The sequence below is a fragment of the Photobacterium sp. TY1-4 genome (assembly GCF_025398175.1).
Taxonomy (GTDB): Bacteria; Pseudomonadota; Gammaproteobacteria; order Enterobacterales; family Vibrionaceae; genus Photobacterium.
In genome coordinates, this window is sequence record NZ_CP099736.1 from 34,077 (window position 1) to 52,376 (window position 18,300).

Consider the following 18,300-nt stretch of genomic DNA (forward strand, 5'->3'; position numbering starts at 1 on the left):
ACTATGCAAATTGACATGCACTACTATGGAACCTACTGCTTGGCTCGTGCTGCAGGGTTGAAACGAGAGGCGGCCAGAACAATAGCGACAGCTGCGCAGTTTGTTGACGATAATGCCCAACAACAAGGCATAGAATTGGAGGACGCTTCTTGTTGCCGTGTGGAGCCCACGGCTCACCACACAACTGATTTTGAAAACATTGACAGAGAGTCTCAGCGTCACGTTTGGGTTCCGTTTCATTTTCTTCCTGGCAATGAAGGTCGCCTTTTCACTGAGCGGCTGGTTTGCCGTAAAGATAGTTCGATTGCTCGGGAAATGTGTCATAACCACCTTACTCAAACCGGGAAGCCATACTTTTTACCGCTGTTAGGTATCATGTCTCATGTCTATGCTGACACGTTTGCGCATTATGGATTCTCCGGCGTCAGCTCGCGCTGGAATCGGGTTGTGAATGATTCTTTTGAGTTTCAAGGAGTCGACGATGAGATAAAGGCATATATCGTCGATAAGAAAAATTCTTTTTTTGCTCGTTTCAATCCTATTGTTCGCAATATTAAATCTCATCTGGCGGAAGAGTGTTCGGGAGCCTTAGGGCATGGCGGGGTAGTTACGTTTCCCGACCGTCCTTATCTCCGCTGGCGGTTCGAGTATGAATCTCATGGTAATTCTGGGTGGAGAGATAACACGGAAACCTTCTTGGAATATGCAGAGAAAATCCATCAATTGTTCACTCAAGTTGCTCAAGAAAACAGGGACTGGAGTGAGCCTGGTCAAGCTCAATCCTGGTCAGTTTTAGCACCTAAAGTCAGAAGTATTCTGCAGGTACAAGGGAAAAAAGAGGCGCGAATCAGATCTTGGCAGCAAGCCGTAGCTTTAGGGGATTTCTTGAATCAGGCTGAGGAGATACCTGATTATCAGAACTGGAATGATGGCTTTGACGAGCTTGCATATCAATCGAGTGAACAAGCGCTGTCACACCCGATTTATCAATTTTACCAGGCCGCTTCTTATCATCGGTGGTATGTACTGCGTGAGTTACTGCCAGCGCATGGTTTGATGGTGATTTAATCATAGTGTTGGGTGAGTGGTTCTGGTTATCCGGCCAGTAAAAATTTGTCACTCGATAGAGGGGAGCGAGTTCAAGGAGCGGGAGGCATTTGCCTCCCGTTTTGAGGGTGTTCATAGTTCTGTGTCAGTGTAAGTCACAGATCCACATATTGATCGACCCTGTCCGGGAAGTGGATGCTCAACTGGGATAGTGTCAGGTTCCAGTTCTGAACCGGATGCGTCCACTTTTCGGAGGCCTTCAACATCCCCGCATAGAGCAGCTTCAGCAAGCTGGTTTCGTTGGCGAATCCGCCCTTGGTTTTAGTCAGCTTGCGGAACTGCCGGTGCACCGCCTCAACCGCATTGGTAGTGTAGATGGCCCGCCGGATCTGCTCGGGATACTTGAAGTATACCGACAGATTGTCCCACTTGCTGCGCCAGGATTTGATGACTAACGGGTACTGCTTGCCCCATTTTGCTTCCAGCTCGTCCAGCGCCTGCTCCGCAGCATTCTGTGTTGCAGCCTTGTAGACACACTTGAGATCGGCCATAAAGGCCTTCTGGTTTTTGCTAGCGACGTACTTCATGGAGTTGCGGATCTGGTGAATGACACAGACCTGCACCTCTGTCTCGGGATAAATGGTTTCGATTGCTTCAGGGAAGCCTTTCAGGCCATCAACTGAGGCGATCAGAATGTCTTTAACGCCGCGGTTCTGCAAGTCGGTCAATACACTGAGCCAGTAATGTGCACCTTCATTTTCAGACAGATACAGTCCCAGAAGCTCCTTCTTGCCCTCAACGGTCAGGCCCAAAATGGTGTATACAGCTTTGGAGATGAAGCGACCGTTCTCCTTGATTTTATAGTGAATTGCATCTAACCAGACGAAGGGATAAAGCGGCTCCAGATCCCTTTCCTGCCATGCTCTGAGTTCAGGCACTAGGCGGTCGGTGATGGCGTTGATCGTGCCATTTGAGATGCGCATGCCGTATAGATCTAAGAGATGCTCTCGGATGTTCTGATAGCTGTTACCCAGAGCGAACAGGGAGAGGATCTTACCTTCCATTTCGTCTGTCAGGCGGGTCTGGTATTTCCTGACCGTCTGCGGCTCGAATGAGCCGTTTCGGTCTCTCGGTGTTTCCAACTCAAACTCACCAGAAGATGTCTTGACGGTCTTTTTAGATGAGCCATTTCTGCGGTTGGTCGAGGTCTCTTTAGTCAGGTGTTCGTCCAGCTCTGCCCCCAGAGCAGCTTCAGTGATCTGCTTGATCAGCGGCGTGAGCAGGCCATCCTTGCCATTGAGATTTTGACCGGATTGGAGTGCCTTAGCAAAGGCCTGGATATCGATTTCGTATTTATCAGCCATGATGTGTCTCTCCCTTTTTCAGTAAGTGTAGGAAAAGACACAAAACTTTGAACACTACCCCCGTTTTAAATACTCTCTTTCTCTAGCGCCCTGCGGGCAACCTGCTTTATCTCACATACCTCCCTGAGCTTGGTGGTTCGGCCGAGCCAAAACAGCGCTGCGCAATTGTCTCGGCCCTTCGGATCACAATCAGGGCTGGCAGAGCTTTCGCCGTACGCAGCAAAGTGCCGCTAACACTGTGGCCTTGTTTTCATGGTCCGGGTTTTCTCCCGGCGGTTTTTGCGCATCGTCTTCCCGCTGCCTTCTGATCCTTTGCCCGCAATAACCTGCCCGGCAAGGGTGAAATGAACGCTGCGCACCCTGGCCGGCCAGAACATGGCGGTCAGCCTATGCCTGGCTCATGTTCGTCGCTGCGGTGTGTTCAGCGTTCGCAGTTTTTTAGCGCGGGGTGGGCTGATCGATGCCGCGCCGAGCACCCTGAGTGACTATGTGAGGCGGCGAAATTTGTGCGCTAATGATTGAATTATCATTGAGAGATTGGTCAGTGACGTCTAAATTTTTAGTGGGCAATCATGTCCATAAAAGAAGGATCAGAACATGAATGATCATGATTATGTGAATTTTTTAGAAGACCATGAGTTGAATTACCACCTTAAAAAAGTGGAAAAAAGTCAGTCTCAAAGCAACCGTGAGATTTTGGTCGGTATGGGGCAAGAATTAAAATATGTATTGAACCTGAAACGCGTGCAGCACGGACCGTTTCATCGCTATGTAGCTGAGCATACCAACCGACTGACTTAACTTTTCCGTATTGAGAGACTGTCGACGAAGTTTGCCGGTATTGCCAGTCTCTGTTGTTGCTGTTTCGCTTCTCCTGATGAGCTGTCTATCGCTGATCTTTCGGTCACCCTGAGAACACCTCACCTTCAAGGATCATGCCGCCCTGCAGAGCGTCGCCTGTTTTTGCCCTCTGATGTTTCGCGACCATCATGCGCAGCGCCGTCCGATGTCGTACAAATCTTAATGGCCTGGGATCCATTGGCATAAATCATTCTATTCATCCCTAAAATGCTAAATTTTGGCCATTGGTATCCATAAAATGATAAATCGATGGCTTAGGATTTATGATTTTGCATCAAATGTGATTCATTAATGAGTATAATCTGGAGGAATAGAATGATTTTGAGATAGGGTAGGCATGAAAGAAAATCCGATCGGCTACGAGTGGCTGCGCCGGCACTATGGTCTGGCTGTCATTGAGCGGCACCTGAAATCCTACACCGGCGGGCTGGTCGGAACGCGGGGCGCCGATACCCGGATCACCCACAATACGGTTCTGCAAAACTTCAATATCGAACGGCCGGCCAATGAAAATCCTGCCCTGCATGCCGTGGTGGCCCTGAAGCGGGAAGGGGTCGAGGTGGCCTATTTTCGGGCGCTCAGTGCCAACCCTGATTTTCGCACCCATGTCGAGCAGGCCGTCAGGGACAAGCCGACCTCGAAGTGGTTACGGATTGTCTGGTTTCTGTGTGAATGGCTGTCTGGTGAGCCGCTGGAGCTGGAAGACTGCCGCCCGGTTCCCTACGTCAAAATCCTCAATGAAGACGAGTACTATACCTGCCCGCCGGTGAACAGTACCCGGCACCGGTTAAAGAACAACATTATCGGTACGGCAGCCTATACCGCGATCGTGCGCAAAACGCCGGCACTGTCCGCGGCCACGCCCGAGCAGCTGGGCGAGAAAACCAATGCGGTGATCAATACCTGGGATGCCGAGACGATTGCGCGGGCGTCGCGCTACCTGGTCTCGCGGGAGACCCGGGCATCAGGCGAGATCGAGAAAGAGTCGTTTTCCAAAAGCAAGTTTATTCGCTTTAACGAGGCGCTGTTGCGGGCAGGGAAGTCGCCGCTGACCAAAGACAACTTGATCACCATTCAGGCGATCATCAAAGAGCGCCGTCCGGAGACGGACTATCGTCTGGAGCAGAACTGGATCGGCGGTAGTCAGTTCAGTGTCGAGCTGCCGACCGCCCGGCCTGAATATGTCGAAGGGCTGATGGCAGGATGGTTCGAGTTGTATGAGTGTCTTGCGCAGTCGGAAATCCCGGCCACGGTCCAGGCCGGGATCTTAAGTGCAACCTTTGTCTACATCCATCCGTTCATGGACGGTAACGGCCGCCTGTCGCGCTATATCATTCAGGAGGCGCTGGCCCGCAACCAGATTTTGCCGCCAGGGCTGGTGCTGCCGGTCTCCAACGGTATTTTGGCGGAAATTAACAGCTACTATGACACCCTGAATCTGATCTCCGCCAAAATCGAGGGGATCACCCAGTATATTCTGGACAATCACCAACTGTTCATCGAAACCGAAAACCGGGACTTTTTCCGCGATCTCGATGTAACCGAATACACCACCTGGCTGTCCAATGTCATCAACCGGGTCACCACTGAGATTCTGCCCAAAGAGATTGATACGCTGCAGCTGGCCGATAAGCTTTACCAGCAACTGGATCAGGCGCTGGATTTGAGTGCCAATGAGCTGCGTGCCGTGGTCACCTTTGTGCTGCAAAATGACGGTCAATTGAGTCGTCGCAAAGGCAAGCGAATGGAACTCAGTGTTGAGGAAGTGTCGTTGATTAATGAGATCGCCGATGAAGTCTTGAGCGACTGAGCTCCGTATCGACCAGCTCCATGAGCTTTTTCGGGCACCCGATACAGATATTGTCCGGATTGTAATATGCCGGGGAAAAACGCGATGCCTTTCTGAATCAAAGAATGGGTGATTCAGGCGGAATAACCGTTGCGGCGGCACTTCTTACAAACGCTGAGGGTTATCCCCGGAAATTGTGGATAGCAGGCCTGAGCCCAGTCGCTTCGGGTCGGTATAACTTGGCTGAGGTGCCAAGGCCGTGGATAGTTGGGACCAAGCCAGCATTTGCTTGCACTTCGCTTAACGCCTCTTTTCGTGATTCAACCAACACTCCCCTGAAACGCCCGGTGGGTAACCTGCTTTATCTCACACATCTTCCCGGCCTTGAGGCAGGTATTCGACGGCCTGAACCAGATATACGGCTCAGATACGCTGCTTCTGGCTGCCCAGGGTATTAATCCCAAGTGGGCGATGCGCCGCGAGTGCCTGTCACCGTAATACACCACTCAATGGCGGGATTGGCCGGTGATTCGGTGTTGAGTTTTCTCATTGTTGCTGGGTGACCTTGTCACAATACGCTGATTGCTTAGCAATCTATCAGAAATGCATAAGTGTGATCAGTTGCGTATCTTTTGTGGCACATGACGGGTAGGTTTTTTGAAGGTGTTTAATATTAGTGGAAAGGTAGCATAAACACCTATAATGTTGATTTATAAAGATTTATTAAAATTAAAGGGAACTAAATGGCTGAGTTTTCAATACCCAGAGTTAGTGATAACTACTTGCTTCGTGTGTTTATCGACGAGACATTTTTAAAAAAAGAAGAACTTGGACTTAGTGGAAATACTCAAGTTTCGATTAATATAGCCAACACTAGCTTTGTAATAAGTGAATCATCTTTTAATGATAAAGGTACGTTAAATGATGATTTTCTGAAATTAATAAAAAATGGGGAGGACATTTCAAGTACGATTAATACCATTACCATATCAGATTCTAGCATTGTTAATTGCACAATATCGTACCGTAGAAGAGCAGATACTTTAATTGATTTGATTGCTACGCCAAATAAATCTTTAACACCAAATGTTTTGATGTTGCTTAGACATGTTGAAAAAATCCTGCTTTCAAAAATATCAGTGAATCCTTCTGGAGATGTGCAATCCGATGTGTTTTCTGCTCATCATCAAGTATTAACTAAATTAGAAGGCCTTAATGCATCACTTATTTGTGAGCAGCAAAAATTCTCTCAAAAAGTTGAAAGTGATAAGCAAAATTTTATAAATGAACAATCTGATAAGTTTAATGAAAGAAAAGAAAAACTAGATGCAGATTATCGTGCTAAGAAAGAACAGCTTGAAACTAAATATTCTGAGCGAAATAAAGAGCTTGATATGCGTCAACAGCAGATTGATGATGCTGACAATACTACGGCTAGAAGAAAAACGACAATTTCAATGCTTGAGGATGTTCAAGAAAAGGCAAGGCAGTTTAATTTCTCACCCAGTGTGGGCGTATACACTAATCGAACTTTAATTTTTTCATTTATTCTTGTTATCGTTGGCTTTTTAACTGTGTTGTTTACGGTATATGAATTACAAGAAACGAGGAGTGTTATTTCTTCAAATATTGATGGTATATTAACAAAAATACCAGATTCAACTAATTTAAAATCAGTTGAATCTGGAATTAGTTTGGCTATAGGAATAGATCAAAAGTATATTTGGTTTTTGTATATTAGGATTTTCCTAGGCTCGACATTATTCGTTTCATCAATTCTATACTTAATTAAATGGTTCAATTCTTGGGCTAACAAGATAGCTCATCAAGAATTGGAAAATCAGCAGTTTGTTCGTGATCTTAATCGTGCTCATCTGGCTGTTGAGATGTGCTTAGAATGGAACGACAAGAAAGATGGAGACGTTCCTGAACGGTTACTAAACTCTTTAACAGATGGCTTGTTTCAAGACAGAAATCAGGATAATCAAGTCATAGACCACCCAGCAGATCAACTAGCCTCCGCTTTAGTACGTAGCGCTGAAAAGATTAAACTACCTTTTGGCTCAAGTCAGATGGAAATTTCAGGTAAATCATTAAATAAAGCTAAGGTTCCAAAAAAACAAAATTCAAACACAGAAGTAACTGAATAGATATTTATAATATAGCCATCTTATTTATAGTTAAGATATTAGTTAATCGCCCCGAATAATATCGGGGTGAAACTTGCTAATTCATCTATTTTATGTCCTTTTACTCAGGTTTTTTTCATGGTGTCCCTACGTCCTTGTGTCGCCTACATGGTGAGTGTCTGTCACCGCAGTACACTACCCAATGGCGGGATTGGCCGGTAATACGGTGTTGAGCTTTCTCTTTGTTGCTGAGTGACCTTGTCACAACCTGCGGATTGTTAAGCTGATTATCAAAGATGCATAAATGTGATCAGTTGCGTATCTTTTGTGGCACTTGAAAGGTAGGTTTTCAGAAGGTGTTGAACCGTATGTATTTAACATAACTGGATGTAATGTTCATTAGAGGTTTTCTATGGATTATGAAGCTTTTGAATTAGGGTTGAAGCTTTTATTAGGTGTGATATCTGTTATTGTTTTGATTTACTATTATTCTTCTACAAAACACTCATCTTGTTATTTTTGTAGAAAAACTATAAGTCATAAAAAACAAAACCGATATTACCTAAATGAAGATGATGACAGACACGCTATTTGTAAGGCTTGTTATGGCAAAAAAATGAAAGAAATAAGCGCCCCAAAAGTATATTGCTATTGCTGCAATAAAATAATTACAAAAAGAATGAAATCGCATTTATGGGTTTTAAACTCTGGTGAGTTTACTCTTTGTTCTACATGTAACAGGATTGGATCAAAAAAGTTAAAGTTTTCTATTGATATAGAAGATTTAATATCCGACGATTTTTTATCCCGGAATTCTTCTTTTACTCGTCATAGTGATCTTTTTGAATCAGCTAATTTACCATTGTCATCAGAAACTGATTTAGAATCTGATGAATGGAAATTATACATTTCTAAACACACCAAATTTGACTCATGGCATGAGTTGAAATCTGCTGCAACAGAAGATCAAAGAGAATCTCGTATTCGTGATGTTTTGAATGAAATATCTACCCCGTCTAAATAGCTGTTCCTAATAGTAGATCTTTCAGGGAAGGGAACTCAGTCCAAATTGTGCGATCTGATCAGTTACCACACCAAATCATATCCACGCAGAGGACTGAGCAATGGCCATCATAGCACCGATTCCACGTCCGGAACGTCGAAGAATGCACAAAGCGATTCAATCAACAGCAGATAAAGGTTTTGCCCGTCGATTAATTGCACTTCTTGCCCTGCATGATGGTAAGTCTATCGTTGAAGTTCATGCCCTGACTGGTGCTGCTCGCTCCTCTATCGGACGCTGGATTAACTGGTTTACTGAGTGTGGTATGGACGGGTTGAAATCAATGGATACCGGCCGTCCACCGCTGTTACCCATGAATGAAATGCTTTCTATGTTAGTACTTCTGATTCAGCTATCACCACAGGATTTAGGATATCAGCGAAGCCGCTGGAGTACCGAGCTGCTGACACTGGAATTGAACAAATTGTTTCGTTCATCCGTTGCCGCCTCAACTGTCCGTCGCTGGTTACCTAAAGCTGGCATTGTTTGGCGACGAGCAGCGCCAACACTCTGTATCAGAGATCCGCATCGCACTGAAAAGATGGATAAAATCAATCAAGCCTTAGCCAATTGCTCTGCAAGACATCCTGTCTTTTACGAGGATGAAGTTGATATCAATTTAAACCCTAAAATCGGTGCTGATTGGGTGATGAAAGGCCAGCAAAAACGCGTCCCGACACCGGGAAAAAATGAAAAACACTATCTTGCGGGAGCGCTTCATTCGGCAACAGGCAAGGTGTTATATGTCAGCAGCTGTAGCAAAAACTCAGAGTTATTCATCGCGATGTTAGAGAAACTCAAGCGCCACTATCGTGGCGCAAAAACGATCACACTTATCCTGGATAACTACATCATTCATAAGAGCCGAAAAACACAAGCCTGGCTAAAACAAAATCCCAAGTTCATTTTGCTGTTTCAGCCTGTTTATTCGCCTTGGGTCAATGTTATCGAGCGGCTGTGGAATGCGCTGCATGAAACCATCACACGGAACCACAAATGTAGCTATATGTGGCAACTTCTTCGGCAGGTGAAGCTCTTCATGGACAACGTATCACCATTTCCAGGAGGCGGGCATGGGATTATCAAAATGTAGCACTATTAGGATCAGCTATTTAGTAACACGGGGTGAATCCTCACCCCGCTTCCGAACCCTTCGCTAAAATCCGACACACCTGCGATCGGCTGTAGCCGGTCGCTTCGGCCACTTCGCTCAGGCTCAGGCCTTTCTCATGGCGGTAGTAATGCACCTTGCGGTGACGTTCGGGGTCGGCCTGCCGGCCGCGGTATTTGCCTTCTTCTTTGGCGCGCTCAATCCCCTGGGCCTGGCGGTCGCGCCGGGTGATGTAGTCCTTGCGGGCCATGGCGGCCATCAGGTCGATCAGCATGTTGTTGATGGCATCGAGCACCGCTTTGATGATCGGATCGTTGTGGGTCATCCGCGTTGTGTCAGCTTAGGATGTTGAGGGATAAAATACGCCGGAAACCTTGCCATTTTTTACAATGCTCACCGTGTTTTCTTGCTTGATGATGGATGTAAATTGTCGCTTAAAGACTGTTGGGCTCAACTGCTTTTGGCTATGTTGGCGAATATAGATATCCATCCCGTCTTGGCTTAATAGCCAGTTCAGTTGACGGTAGATGTAGCTGTGCTGATAGCTTTTTAGTTGTGTTTGTGAAAGCCAGCCGAGTAGCTCTTGGGCTCTGCTGTGAAGCAGAATGAGCCGCTCCATGGCTTCAGCTGCGTTACTTGGTGCTGGTATGATTAATTTGGGCTTTTTGTTTTGACGTTCACGGGTTTCCTCGAACAGATCGCCCTGTTTCCATATTGGCTCAAAGTGTGCAATACGATTCCGCAGTGAACCAATCAGCTCTAATCGGGCGTAAAGAATGTCCTGGTGTTTGATTTTTTTCCAATACCCTTCACTTTTTTGGCGGTGGTGAGGAATGACATTGGGAATGATCTTCCCCCATGGCACTGCATTGTTTTGTTTGTCCTGTCGGATATCGAACACTTTGGGCCAGAAACCATAGGTCATGCGCGAGATAACATCATCATGGCTGAGTGCAGGCTGTTTGGGGTGCCATTTCCCTTTTTTAAACCTGTGCGTGACAGCCAAAATCTTCTTTTCTGAGTGAGCATTCAGATCCAAAAAATTATACCAGTCATTGCTCAGCTCGGAACCGTTAGACTGGCCATTGTGATAGTGCTGGCTGAGTGCCCGGTGTATTTTGTTCCTGAGCGTGATCTCGACGATACCAATCAACCTGAAAAAAGCCGATGAAATGGCTTCGTTCCAACAGTAGTAACCATAGAGCGCTTTGGGTTCGTCGGGCTGAAAGAAATGCTGGTAACTGGATAGCCGCGGTAGCGAGATATCATGTTGAAGTTGTTGGTAGTCTGCAGCTTGCATTATGTTGGTCGATCTCTTAGAATTGCCATGTAAGCACTTGGAATACTTTTCAGGTAAGCTCTCGAAAGACAGCCCCTGCGAACTAAGTTGCAACGATTCTATCAGGAAAGCCCGCGAATAGCGGGCTTTTTTGTATCTGTCATATCAAAAGCTTACCCTTCATCTCATACACGCTAACCCGCCCTTAAAGGACGAGTTGGCTGATGTGAATGAGAAAGGGGAAGTGTGACCCCCTCACCCCGCTTCCGAACCCTTCGCCAAGATCCGGCACACCTGCGATCGGCTGTAACCGGTCGCTTCGGCCACTTCGCTCAGGCTCAGGCCTTTCTCATGGCGGTACAAGAAAGTACCTGTGCGGGAATGATTAGATTCCAGTCAAGGACGCTTTGTTCACAGTTCGGTGAAGTCTGTTTGATGCTGGTTGCATATTGTGTGGCGGATGCGGTAATTATAACTAACTGAAAACTAGTTCGTTATGGTTAGTAACCAGGCGTGACAGGGAGTGATTATCGATGGGGCAAAGCGGGTATCATCGCGGTTGGGAGATTTTGTCGGGTAATCATTCCCGTCCGGTTCTGGCCTGGCGTTTAATCGAACAGATTAAAAAAGGTTCGGATTTAACCAATGGTATTATCCGGCATCAGATCGCCGAGGACAATAGTAGTTACCGTTGCGCTCACTGCCGGGTACCGGTGCGTCTGGCCGGCGGAAATGGAGGAACACAATGCCTCCATTTCCGGCATTTCACTAAAGATCCCGAATATAAGCAACAGGCCGAAGGTTGCCCTTTTTGTCATCCTGATAGCGAACAGCGCAAGCTGTACAGCGAAGTCTTTCGCGGTGAGGGACAATGGCATTTGAGCCACAAGGAAAAGGTTGCTGAGATTTTATCCCGCGATCCGCGTATTGATGCGGAGTCCGTAACAACGGAGCGCTATATCTTCAGCAAGGATCACGATACCAATATCCGCCGGCAGCCGGATATTTACTGTCGCGATTGGGACGGCAACCACTGGGTTTTTGAGCTGACCCGTTGGTGGCTCCATCCCGAAACGGCGGTGGAACGCCAGCGTGCCTATCGCCGGCTGGGTTATAACCTGGTGTGGCTGTTCAGTCCGGACTGCCAGGAGAAGAACCGTTCAACTTTTCACCTGCTGCTTTACGGTGCCAACTACCGGGAAGATGCTCCGCCGGAAACATTGGGGGGAGGCGGGGCCCAGTTCAATGCTTTTGAGCTTTCCGAAGCGGCATTGATACAAAGCGACAAAGCGGGGAGCTTACACTTGGAAGTGGTTTATCCTCACTTTGCCGTCAATGATTCCCTTGGCTCGATTGATATCAGCTATCAGCGAGAAATCATGAGTATGCATTCGCTGTCCCTCGCTCCTGAAGCAAGGCTGCCGTACGGGGTAAAAACCGCACTTCAGTTGCAACAGGCAAAAGATCATCTGGAAGCGGCTCGTCAGGCCATTGCCCGGCGTGAAGAAGAACATCAACGCATGCAGCAAGCCTCCGTAATGAAGGCTGTCAGGCAGGAGCTCGGCACGCTCCGGTGCTTGCTTCGCAGCGAGCATATGACTGATGTGCTGGCCGAGCGGTGTCGGAAGCTGATCAGGCAATGCCGTGGAAATTACCTGAACGAGCTGTCAACCTCGCAGGCTTTACGGGTCGGGTTGGTGGTCGCAAAGGCTGAAAGCAAGATGCGGGCAGCTGTTGATCGCTATCTCAGGGAAAAAGCTGCCCGGGAATCACACCGGCAAACGCTAAAGGAAATGGCCCTGGGTTATATTGACCAGGTAAGGGGCAGGCCGTTGGTGCCCGACAGTGAGTCTAGTCACCAGGGGCGTAAAATCTACAGGCAGCTACATCATTATGAGTTGGATGAATTAGCCCGGCGCCTTGATTCAGTATGTCGGGCTGCGCACCGGCGCTATATGGTTGAATTCAGGGATATGCTGCTTACTGAACTAAATCATTCTCAAAGCCGACCATTACAAGAAGACAGAGAGCGTCTTTTAGCGCTGATTCGGCATGCCGCTCTGATGGCGAACGGCAGCTGGAAAATCAACTTGCCGAGATACTGTTGCTTTTGGATAACGTTGGCCTTTACCGGGAGTATTGTCATTTGACGGTGGTTTTGAGTGAGGCGGAGTTACCAGCCGGCATGATTGATAATGTGCTGGAAGTACATGAATTACTCTTTAGTAACGCGCTCAGTAAGCAGGCTGACTGTTTACTGGGTACATTAGCCAGGCGTTATCAGCAGCGGGCGCAGCGTGAATTTTTATTCTTGCTGAATTGGGACGAAGAGGCTGATTATCGGGAAATTTTGCCGCATGCTTTCCAGGCTTCTTATGACAGCCCGTCGGCGATAGCTTGCTTGCTGGGTTGTGAGGAATCGGCACTGTCACTTTTACCGCAGATCCGGTCTGCCTATGTGCACCAGGCAAGCACATTGGTCGGGGACTTTTTTGATGCCCTTGGAATGGCGGCTCAGAGACTGAGTATTGAGAATCCTTCGGATCAGGTGATTTCTAAACTGCTGCAAGACCGGCAATTATACTTGTCGTGCTTCAATTCTTCTGAGGAACGGGAAGAAGTGAATGAGTATTTTGATAATCATTACGGCGCTGTGTTCAGAGAATTGACAGAAAGGTACCAAGAAGAGTGAGTTTTATCGGTGGCGAAAGATTTTCTTTTCGCTGGCGGTTCCTATTGGGCTTGGTGATCTCCCGCGTAGCCCAGTCCGGCCGGAGCCCCCTGCGGGTCGTTATAGACTGTAGTTCACTATGGGTTTGAGTCAGGACTGTAACCGGATCGGTCAGTCGCAGATTGCGATTTTTCTGCGGTGAAAATTCACACCCCATTTCTTGTCGCACATGCTGATCTTCGCCGGCAACTCGCCTTATGACGAACAACCGGTGAGCCGGCGGTTCCAGTACCGGTTTGCGTATCCGACGGATGACAGTCGGTTGCTGTCTCAGGTCGCGGCCCGGGCGGTCGAGGAGTTGTTTGTGCCGGGTGTGCGATATTACAAGGTCGGAGTCGGGCTGATTGATTTGGAAGACGACCGCCATGCCCAGGCGGATTTGTTCAACCCGGCTCCGAACGATCCGGCCCTGATGCAGGTGTTCGATGGTCTGAATCAGAAATACGGCTCAGATACGCTGTTCCTGGCTGCCCAGGGTATTAATCCCAAGTGGGCGATGCGTCGCGAGTTCCTGTCACCACAGTACACCACCCAATGGCGGGATCTGCCGGTGATACGGTGTTGAGTTTTCTCATCGTTGCTGAGTGACCTTGTCACAATCTACGGCTTGTTAAGGATACTATCAAAAGTGCATAAGTGTGATCAGTTGCGTATCTTTTGTTGCTCGTGACAGGTAGGTTTTATGGAAATGTTGAATCGTATGGATTTAACATAACTGGATATAATGTTCATCGCTGTTTTTGTAGATAGGTTTAAAAGTCGGATGCGTTGAATATAATCATGCAGAATTAGGAAAATAATTATATGAAAGATGAAATTTTAAAGGGTTTTATAACCGCATTTTCTGAATCAAATGGATATACTGAGTTACATGAAGACGAAAAGTTTGAAAAGTTTGCAAACTTTAATGTGATATCAAAACTCTACCCTAGGGATTTGAATATAGAGGATCTGTCTACAGGGGGGGAAGATGATATTGCTATTGATGGTGCTGCAATTATTGTAAATGGTACAATTGTCAAGACAGTAGAAGAAATTGACTATCTCAGAGAACGTAATGGTACATTAGATGTTGTATTTGCTTTGGTTCAATCTAAGAATTCTGAAAGGTTCAAGGGTGAGCAAATCGGTAACTTTATTTTTGGTGTAAAAAGTCTTTTTGATGAAGAACCTTCAATGCCAGAAAATGAAGACATTCAATTAATAAGAAAGCTAAAAGAACACATTTATAATTGTTCTATAGACTTTGATGAACCACCATTACTACAACTGTTTTTTGTAACAAAAGGAGAATGGAAAGAACCAGAACCAATTATTGGTAAAGTACGAAGAGAACTTAGAGATTTAGATGGTAGGCACTTATTTAGAAATAGTGCAGAAGTTGAATTCTATGATGCGGAAAGACTCAAAGCTACATATAGAGAACTAAGTAGAAAGTCTGTAAAGGAAGTACCATTTAACAATCATGTGGCTCTGCCAGATATGCCAGACAAATTAAATGTAAGGCAATCTTTTATAGGTAGTATGCCCGTAAACAATTATATAGACCTAATAACAAATAAAGATGGAAATTTGTCAAAATGGTTGTTTTACGATAACGTTAGGGACTACCAAGGAAAAAATAAGGTTAACAAAGAGATAAACGAAACTTTGAAGGACATGAGTTTCCAATCTCTTCTGCCATTGCTTAATAATGGTATAACAATAATTGCAAAAAAAGTAGATAAAGTTGGTTCAAAGCTTAAACTTACTGATTTCCAAATTGTTAATGGTTGCCAATCTAGCCATATCCTTTATAAGAACAAGGAGGATATATCACAAGAAACACATATAGTAGTAAAAATAATTGAAACCAATGATCAAGAAGTGATCAATAAGATAATTAGAGCAACAAACAGACAGACTGAAGTTAAAGATGAAGCTTTTGAATCATTAAAACCATTCCATAAGGACTTAGAAGAGTTTTTCAAAGCAAAAGAAGGTGAGTTAAAAAGACCTATTTATTATGAAAGGAGATCTAAAGAATATCTTGGTAATCCTAAAATTAAACCTTTCCAAGTGGTAACACTGGCAGGTCTTGTCAAATCACATGTTGCAATAATACTAGAACAACCGCAAAGTACACACAGATACTTTGGTGAGTTAATGGAAAGTAATAATAAGGTTTTGTTTGCTTCGACTAAAAACTTGTATCAATATTATATGTCAGCATTAGTAATGAATAGATTGGAGTTGTTGTTTAAACGAAGGAGTTTAAAAAAGGAATACAAGCAATTTAAATATCATGTTGCATTCCTGACCTATTTAATATTGAAAAAGGAATTTAAAAAACACGATTTGATTATGCCAATTCTTGATGATATTGATAAATTTAGAACGTTTTGTATAGAGGCATGCAAGATAATTGCAAAGACAAGAAAGGATAGTGGTTATAGTAACAATGATGCAAGCAGAAGTAGAGAATTTACAAGTATGCTAAAAAATAAAATATAAAAATGACGTGTTAAACTCAGCGGAGGGTGTTCATAGTTCTGTGTCAGTGTAAGTCACAGATCCACATATTGATCGACCCTGTCCGGGAAGTGGATGCTCAACTGGGATAGTGTCAGGTTCCAGTTCTGAACCGGATGCGTCCACTTTTCGGAGGCCTTCAACATCCCCGCATAGAGCAGCTTCAGCAAGCTGGTTTCGTTGGCGAATCCGCCCTTGGTTTTAGTCAGCTTGCGGAACTGCCGGTGCACCGCCTCAACCGCATTGGTAGTGTAGATGGCCCGCCGGATCTGCTCGGGATACTTGAAGTATACCGACAGATTGTCCCACTTGCTGCGCCAGGATTTGATGACTAACGGGTACTGCTTGCCCCATTTTGCTTCCAGCTCGTCCAGCGCCTGCTCCGCAGCATTCTGTGTTGCAGCCTTGTAGACACACTTGAGATCGGCCATAAAGGCCTTCTGGTTTTTGCTAGCGACGTACTTCATGGAGTTGCGGATCTGGTGAATGACACAGACCTGCACCTCTGTCTCGGGATAAATGGTTTCGATTGCTTCAGGGAAGCCTTTCAGGCCATCAACTGAGGCGATCAGAATGTCTTTAACGCCGCGGTTCTGCAAGTCGGTCAATACACTGAGCCAGTAATGTGCACCTTCATTTTCAGACAGATACAGTCCCAGAAGCTCCTTCTTGCCCTCAACGGTCAGGCCCAAAATGGTGTATACAGCTTTGGAGATGAAGCGACCGTTCTCCTTGATTTTATAGTGAATTGCATCTAACCAGACGAAGGGATAAAGCGGCTCCAGATCCCTTTCCTGCCATGCTCTGAGTTCAGGCACTAGGCGGTCGGTGATGGCGTTGATCGTGCCATTTGAGATGCGCATGCCGTATAGATCTAAGAGATGCTCTCGGATGTTCTGATAGCTGTTACCCAGAGCGAACAGGGAGAGGATCTTACCTTCCATTTCGTCTGTCAGGCGGGTCTGGTATTTCCTGACCGTCTGCGGCTCGAATGAGCCGTTTCGGTCTCTCGGTGTTTCCAACTCAAACTCACCAGAAGATGTCTTGACGGTCTTTTTAGATGAGCCATTTCTGCGGTTGGTCGAGGTCTCTTTAGTCAGGTGTTCGTCCAGCTCTGCCCCCAGAGCAGCTTCAGTGATCTGCTTGATCAGCGGCGTGAGCAGGCCATCCTTGCCATTGAGATTTTGACCGGATTGGAGTGCCTTAGCAAAGGCCTGGATATCGATTTCGTATTTATCAGCCATGATGTGTCTCTCCCTTTTTCAGTAAGTGTAGGAAAAGACACAAAACTTTGAACACTACCACTCAGCGGTTTTGCCCCGTCTAGTAACACGGAGTGAAACCTCACCCCGCTTCCGTACCCTTCGCTAAAATCCGGCACACCTGCGATCGGCTGTAGCCGGTCGCTTCGGCGACTTCGCTCAGGCTCAGGCCTTTCTCATGGCGGTAGTAATGCACTTTGCGGTGGCGTTCGGGGTCGGCCTGCCGGCCGCGGTATTTGCCTTCTTCCTTGGCGCGCTCAATCCCTTGGGCCTGGCGATCGCGCCGGGTGAGGTAGTCCTTGCGGGCCATGGCGGCCATCAGGTCGATCAGCATGTTGTTGATGGCATCGAGCACCGCTTTGATGATCGGATCGTTGTTGGTCATCCGCGCGCTGTCGATGGCCTGCCAGGAGGTCGGCACGTCCAGGCTGACAATCCGCAGCCCTTTCTGCTCAATGCTCTGCTTCAGGCTTTTCCAGTCGCTCTCGTTAAGGCGGGTCAGGCGGTCGATATTCTCGACCAGTAGGATGTCGTTGTCCTGGGTGTCGGTCAGCAGTCGTTGCAGCTCCGGGCGCTCGAGCTGGGCGCCGCTTACATTCTCAATGTAGTAGCTGGCGATCCGCTGGTTGTGATCGGTGGCAAAGCGGTTGAGGGTATCTTTGGCCCGCTCGGCATTCTGCTCGTCGGTGGAGGCCCGCAGGTAAGCCCGGATGAACATCGGCGCGTCCTTGTGTCAAAAATGTCCTGAATATCGCATATAGATGGTCTCAAACTATTCTATCGCATTTGAATGGTCGCGTGAAGGGTTTTGTGCCGTAATTAGGTGGTCGCAGTGGGGTATACCCTAATGGTTAAGCTGAGCCTACTAAAATCAATCCGAATCAGCTTGATCCCTGATCTGGTTTTTGCTAGCCGAACGGTAAGGTGAAAATGACCACAATGGGTACGTGAAATTTTTCCTTACTCGTCTACTGACGGACAAAATAGCCCCCTATTTTGTACGACCGATTTTTGGTTGCTCTGTTTTGTACTACCGATTTTTTCGGCCCTATTTTGTTCTAACAGGTAAGGTGGTTCAGCCGCGGCTTCCTTGCTGGAAGATCTACACATCATTTTGTGTGCTGGATGTGTGTGATTGGGGTGTTATGGGAGT

At 46.6% G+C, this 18,300-nt stretch carries 14 protein-coding genes and 3 pseudogenes; 11 read left to right on the plus strand and 6 right to left on the minus strand.

The window, feature by feature from the left end:
• Window positions 1-3 precede the first annotated feature (3 nt).
• Window positions 4-1,068 carry a DUF6765 family protein gene (locus tag NH461_RS25510; protein WP_261604648.1) on the plus strand — a complete coding sequence of 355 codons (1,065 nt, stop codon included), beginning with the start codon at window positions 4-6 and terminating at the stop codon, window positions 1,066-1,068.
• A gap of 134 nt (window positions 1,069-1,202) precedes the next feature.
• Here the strand turns inward: NH461_RS25510 and NH461_RS25515 are convergent, their stop codons facing one another.
• Entirely contained in the window at window positions 1,203-2,411 is a 1,209-nt protein-coding gene (locus tag NH461_RS25515; protein WP_261600374.1) for an IS256 family transposase, read from the minus strand.
• A 597-nt stretch (window positions 2,412-3,008) separates the two neighbouring features.
• On the opposite strand from NH461_RS25515, the gene NH461_RS25520 reads away from it, so the two are divergent.
• The 6 genes from NH461_RS25520 to NH461_RS25545 all read left to right on the plus strand — a co-directional run bounded on the left by NH461_RS25520 (window position 3,009) and on the right by NH461_RS25545 (window position 9,346).
• Window positions 3,009-3,212, plus strand: a complete 204-nt coding sequence (locus NH461_RS25520) for a hypothetical protein (protein WP_261604649.1) — start codon at window positions 3,009-3,011, stop codon at window positions 3,210-3,212.
• Window positions 3,213-3,609: 397 nt separating this feature from the next.
• The gene (locus NH461_RS25525) at window positions 3,610-5,082 is read left to right on the plus strand and encodes a Fic family protein (RefSeq protein ID WP_261604650.1); all 1,473 of its coding nucleotides are present in this window, start codon (window positions 3,610-3,612) and stop codon (window positions 5,080-5,082) included.
• A gap of 363 nt (window positions 5,083-5,445) precedes the next feature.
• Window positions 5,446-5,559 (plus strand): DUF4113 domain-containing protein, encoded by a 114-nt coding sequence (locus NH461_RS25530; RefSeq protein ID WP_410000153.1) that lies wholly within the window; start codon window positions 5,446-5,448, stop codon window positions 5,557-5,559.
• A 245-nt stretch (window positions 5,560-5,804) separates the two neighbouring features.
• Window positions 5,805-7,211 (plus strand): hypothetical protein, encoded by a 1,407-nt coding sequence (locus tag NH461_RS25535; protein ID WP_261604651.1) that lies wholly within the window; start codon window positions 5,805-5,807, stop codon window positions 7,209-7,211.
• Between the two features lie 391 nt (window positions 7,212-7,602).
• On the plus strand, window positions 7,603-8,214 hold the full coding sequence (locus NH461_RS25540) for a hypothetical protein (RefSeq protein WP_261604652.1): 612 nt from the start codon (window positions 7,603-7,605) through the stop codon (window positions 8,212-8,214).
• A 100-nt stretch (window positions 8,215-8,314) separates the two neighbouring features.
• Complete coding sequence (locus tag NH461_RS25545; RefSeq protein WP_261604653.1) at window positions 8,315-9,346, plus strand: IS630 family transposase; 1,032 nt, start codon at window positions 8,315-8,317, stop codon at window positions 9,344-9,346.
• 40 nt (window positions 9,347-9,386) lie between these two features.
• On the opposite strand, the pseudogene NH461_RS25550 reads toward NH461_RS25545, so the two are convergent.
• From NH461_RS25550 to NH461_RS25560, 3 genes and pseudogenes are all read right to left on the minus strand, one after another.
• Window positions 9,387-9,686: pseudogene (locus NH461_RS25550) on the minus strand (sigma factor-like helix-turn-helix DNA-binding protein); the annotation flags it as partial.
• 18 nt (window positions 9,687-9,704) lie between these two features.
• Complete coding sequence (locus NH461_RS25555) at window positions 9,705-10,664, minus strand: Abi family protein (protein ID WP_261604654.1); 960 nt, start codon at window positions 10,662-10,664, stop codon at window positions 9,705-9,707.
• A 234-nt stretch (window positions 10,665-10,898) separates the two neighbouring features.
• Window positions 10,899-11,003: pseudogene (locus tag NH461_RS25560) on the minus strand (helix-turn-helix domain-containing protein); the annotation flags it as partial.
• Window positions 11,004-11,176: 173 nt separating this feature from the next.
• On the opposite strand from NH461_RS25560, the gene NH461_RS25565 reads away from it, so the two are divergent.
• From NH461_RS25565 to NH461_RS25580, 4 genes and pseudogenes are all read left to right on the plus strand, one after another.
• Window positions 11,177-12,793: a DUF6035 family protein gene (locus NH461_RS25565; protein WP_261604655.1), complete on the plus strand. Its 1,617-nt coding sequence runs from the start codon at window positions 11,177-11,179 to the stop codon at window positions 12,791-12,793.
• 35 nt (window positions 12,794-12,828) lie between these two features.
• Complete coding sequence (locus NH461_RS25570; protein WP_261604656.1) at window positions 12,829-13,335, plus strand: hypothetical protein; 507 nt, start codon at window positions 12,829-12,831, stop codon at window positions 13,333-13,335.
• Between the two features lie 208 nt (window positions 13,336-13,543).
• A pseudogene (locus tag NH461_RS25575) lies at window positions 13,544-13,939 on the plus strand (DUF4113 domain-containing protein); the annotation flags it as partial.
• 239 nt (window positions 13,940-14,178) lie between these two features.
• Window positions 14,179-15,867 (plus strand): AIPR family protein, encoded by a 1,689-nt coding sequence (locus NH461_RS25580; protein WP_261604657.1) that lies wholly within the window; start codon window positions 14,179-14,181, stop codon window positions 15,865-15,867.
• A 53-nt stretch (window positions 15,868-15,920) separates the two neighbouring features.
• Here NH461_RS25580 and NH461_RS25585 read toward each other — a convergent pair whose 3' ends face one another.
• Window positions 15,921-17,129, minus strand: a complete 1,209-nt coding sequence (locus NH461_RS25585) for an IS256 family transposase (protein ID WP_261600374.1) — start codon at window positions 17,127-17,129, stop codon at window positions 15,921-15,923.
• A gap of 100 nt (window positions 17,130-17,229) precedes the next feature.
• Window positions 17,230-17,865, minus strand: a complete 636-nt coding sequence (locus tag NH461_RS25590; protein WP_261604658.1) for a recombinase family protein — start codon at window positions 17,863-17,865, stop codon at window positions 17,230-17,232.
• Between the last annotated feature and the right edge of the window lie 435 nt (window positions 17,866-18,300).

Excerpts from the sequence above, each read along its gene's own strand:
- NH461_RS25535 (WP_261604651.1), top strand. The coding sequence starts at position 5,805 with ATGGCTGAGTTTTCAATACCCAGAGTTAGTGATAACTACTTGCTTCGT.
- NH461_RS25570 (WP_261604656.1), top strand. The coding sequence starts at position 12,829 with ATGATTGATAATGTGCTGGAAGTACATGAATTACTCTTTAGTAACGCG.
- NH461_RS25525 (WP_261604650.1), top strand. The coding sequence starts at position 3,610 with ATGAAAGAAAATCCGATCGGCTACGAGTGGCTGCGCCGGCACTATGGT.
- NH461_RS25515 (WP_261600374.1), bottom strand. The coding sequence starts at position 2,411 with ATGGCTGATAAATACGAAATCGATATCCAGGCCTTTGCTAAGGCACTC.
- NH461_RS25545 (WP_261604653.1), top strand. The coding sequence starts at position 8,315 with ATGGCCATCATAGCACCGATTCCACGTCCGGAACGTCGAAGAATGCAC.
- NH461_RS25540 (WP_261604652.1), top strand. The coding sequence starts at position 7,603 with ATGGATTATGAAGCTTTTGAATTAGGGTTGAAGCTTTTATTAGGTGTG.
- NH461_RS25580 (WP_261604657.1), top strand. The coding sequence starts at position 14,179 with ATGAAAGATGAAATTTTAAAGGGTTTTATAACCGCATTTTCTGAATCA.
- NH461_RS25510 (WP_261604648.1), top strand. The coding sequence starts at position 4 with ATGCAAATTGACATGCACTACTATGGAACCTACTGCTTGGCTCGTGCT.
- NH461_RS25555 (WP_261604654.1), bottom strand. The coding sequence starts at position 10,664 with ATGCAAGCTGCAGACTACCAACAACTTCAACATGATATCTCGCTACCG.
- NH461_RS25585 (WP_261600374.1), bottom strand. The coding sequence starts at position 17,129 with ATGGCTGATAAATACGAAATCGATATCCAGGCCTTTGCTAAGGCACTC.
- NH461_RS25520 (WP_261604649.1), top strand. The coding sequence starts at position 3,009 with ATGAATGATCATGATTATGTGAATTTTTTAGAAGACCATGAGTTGAAT.
- NH461_RS25565 (WP_261604655.1), top strand. The coding sequence starts at position 11,177 with ATGGGGCAAAGCGGGTATCATCGCGGTTGGGAGATTTTGTCGGGTAAT.
- NH461_RS25590 (WP_261604658.1), bottom strand. The coding sequence starts at position 17,865 with ATGTTCATCCGGGCTTACCTGCGGGCCTCCACCGACGAGCAGAATGCC.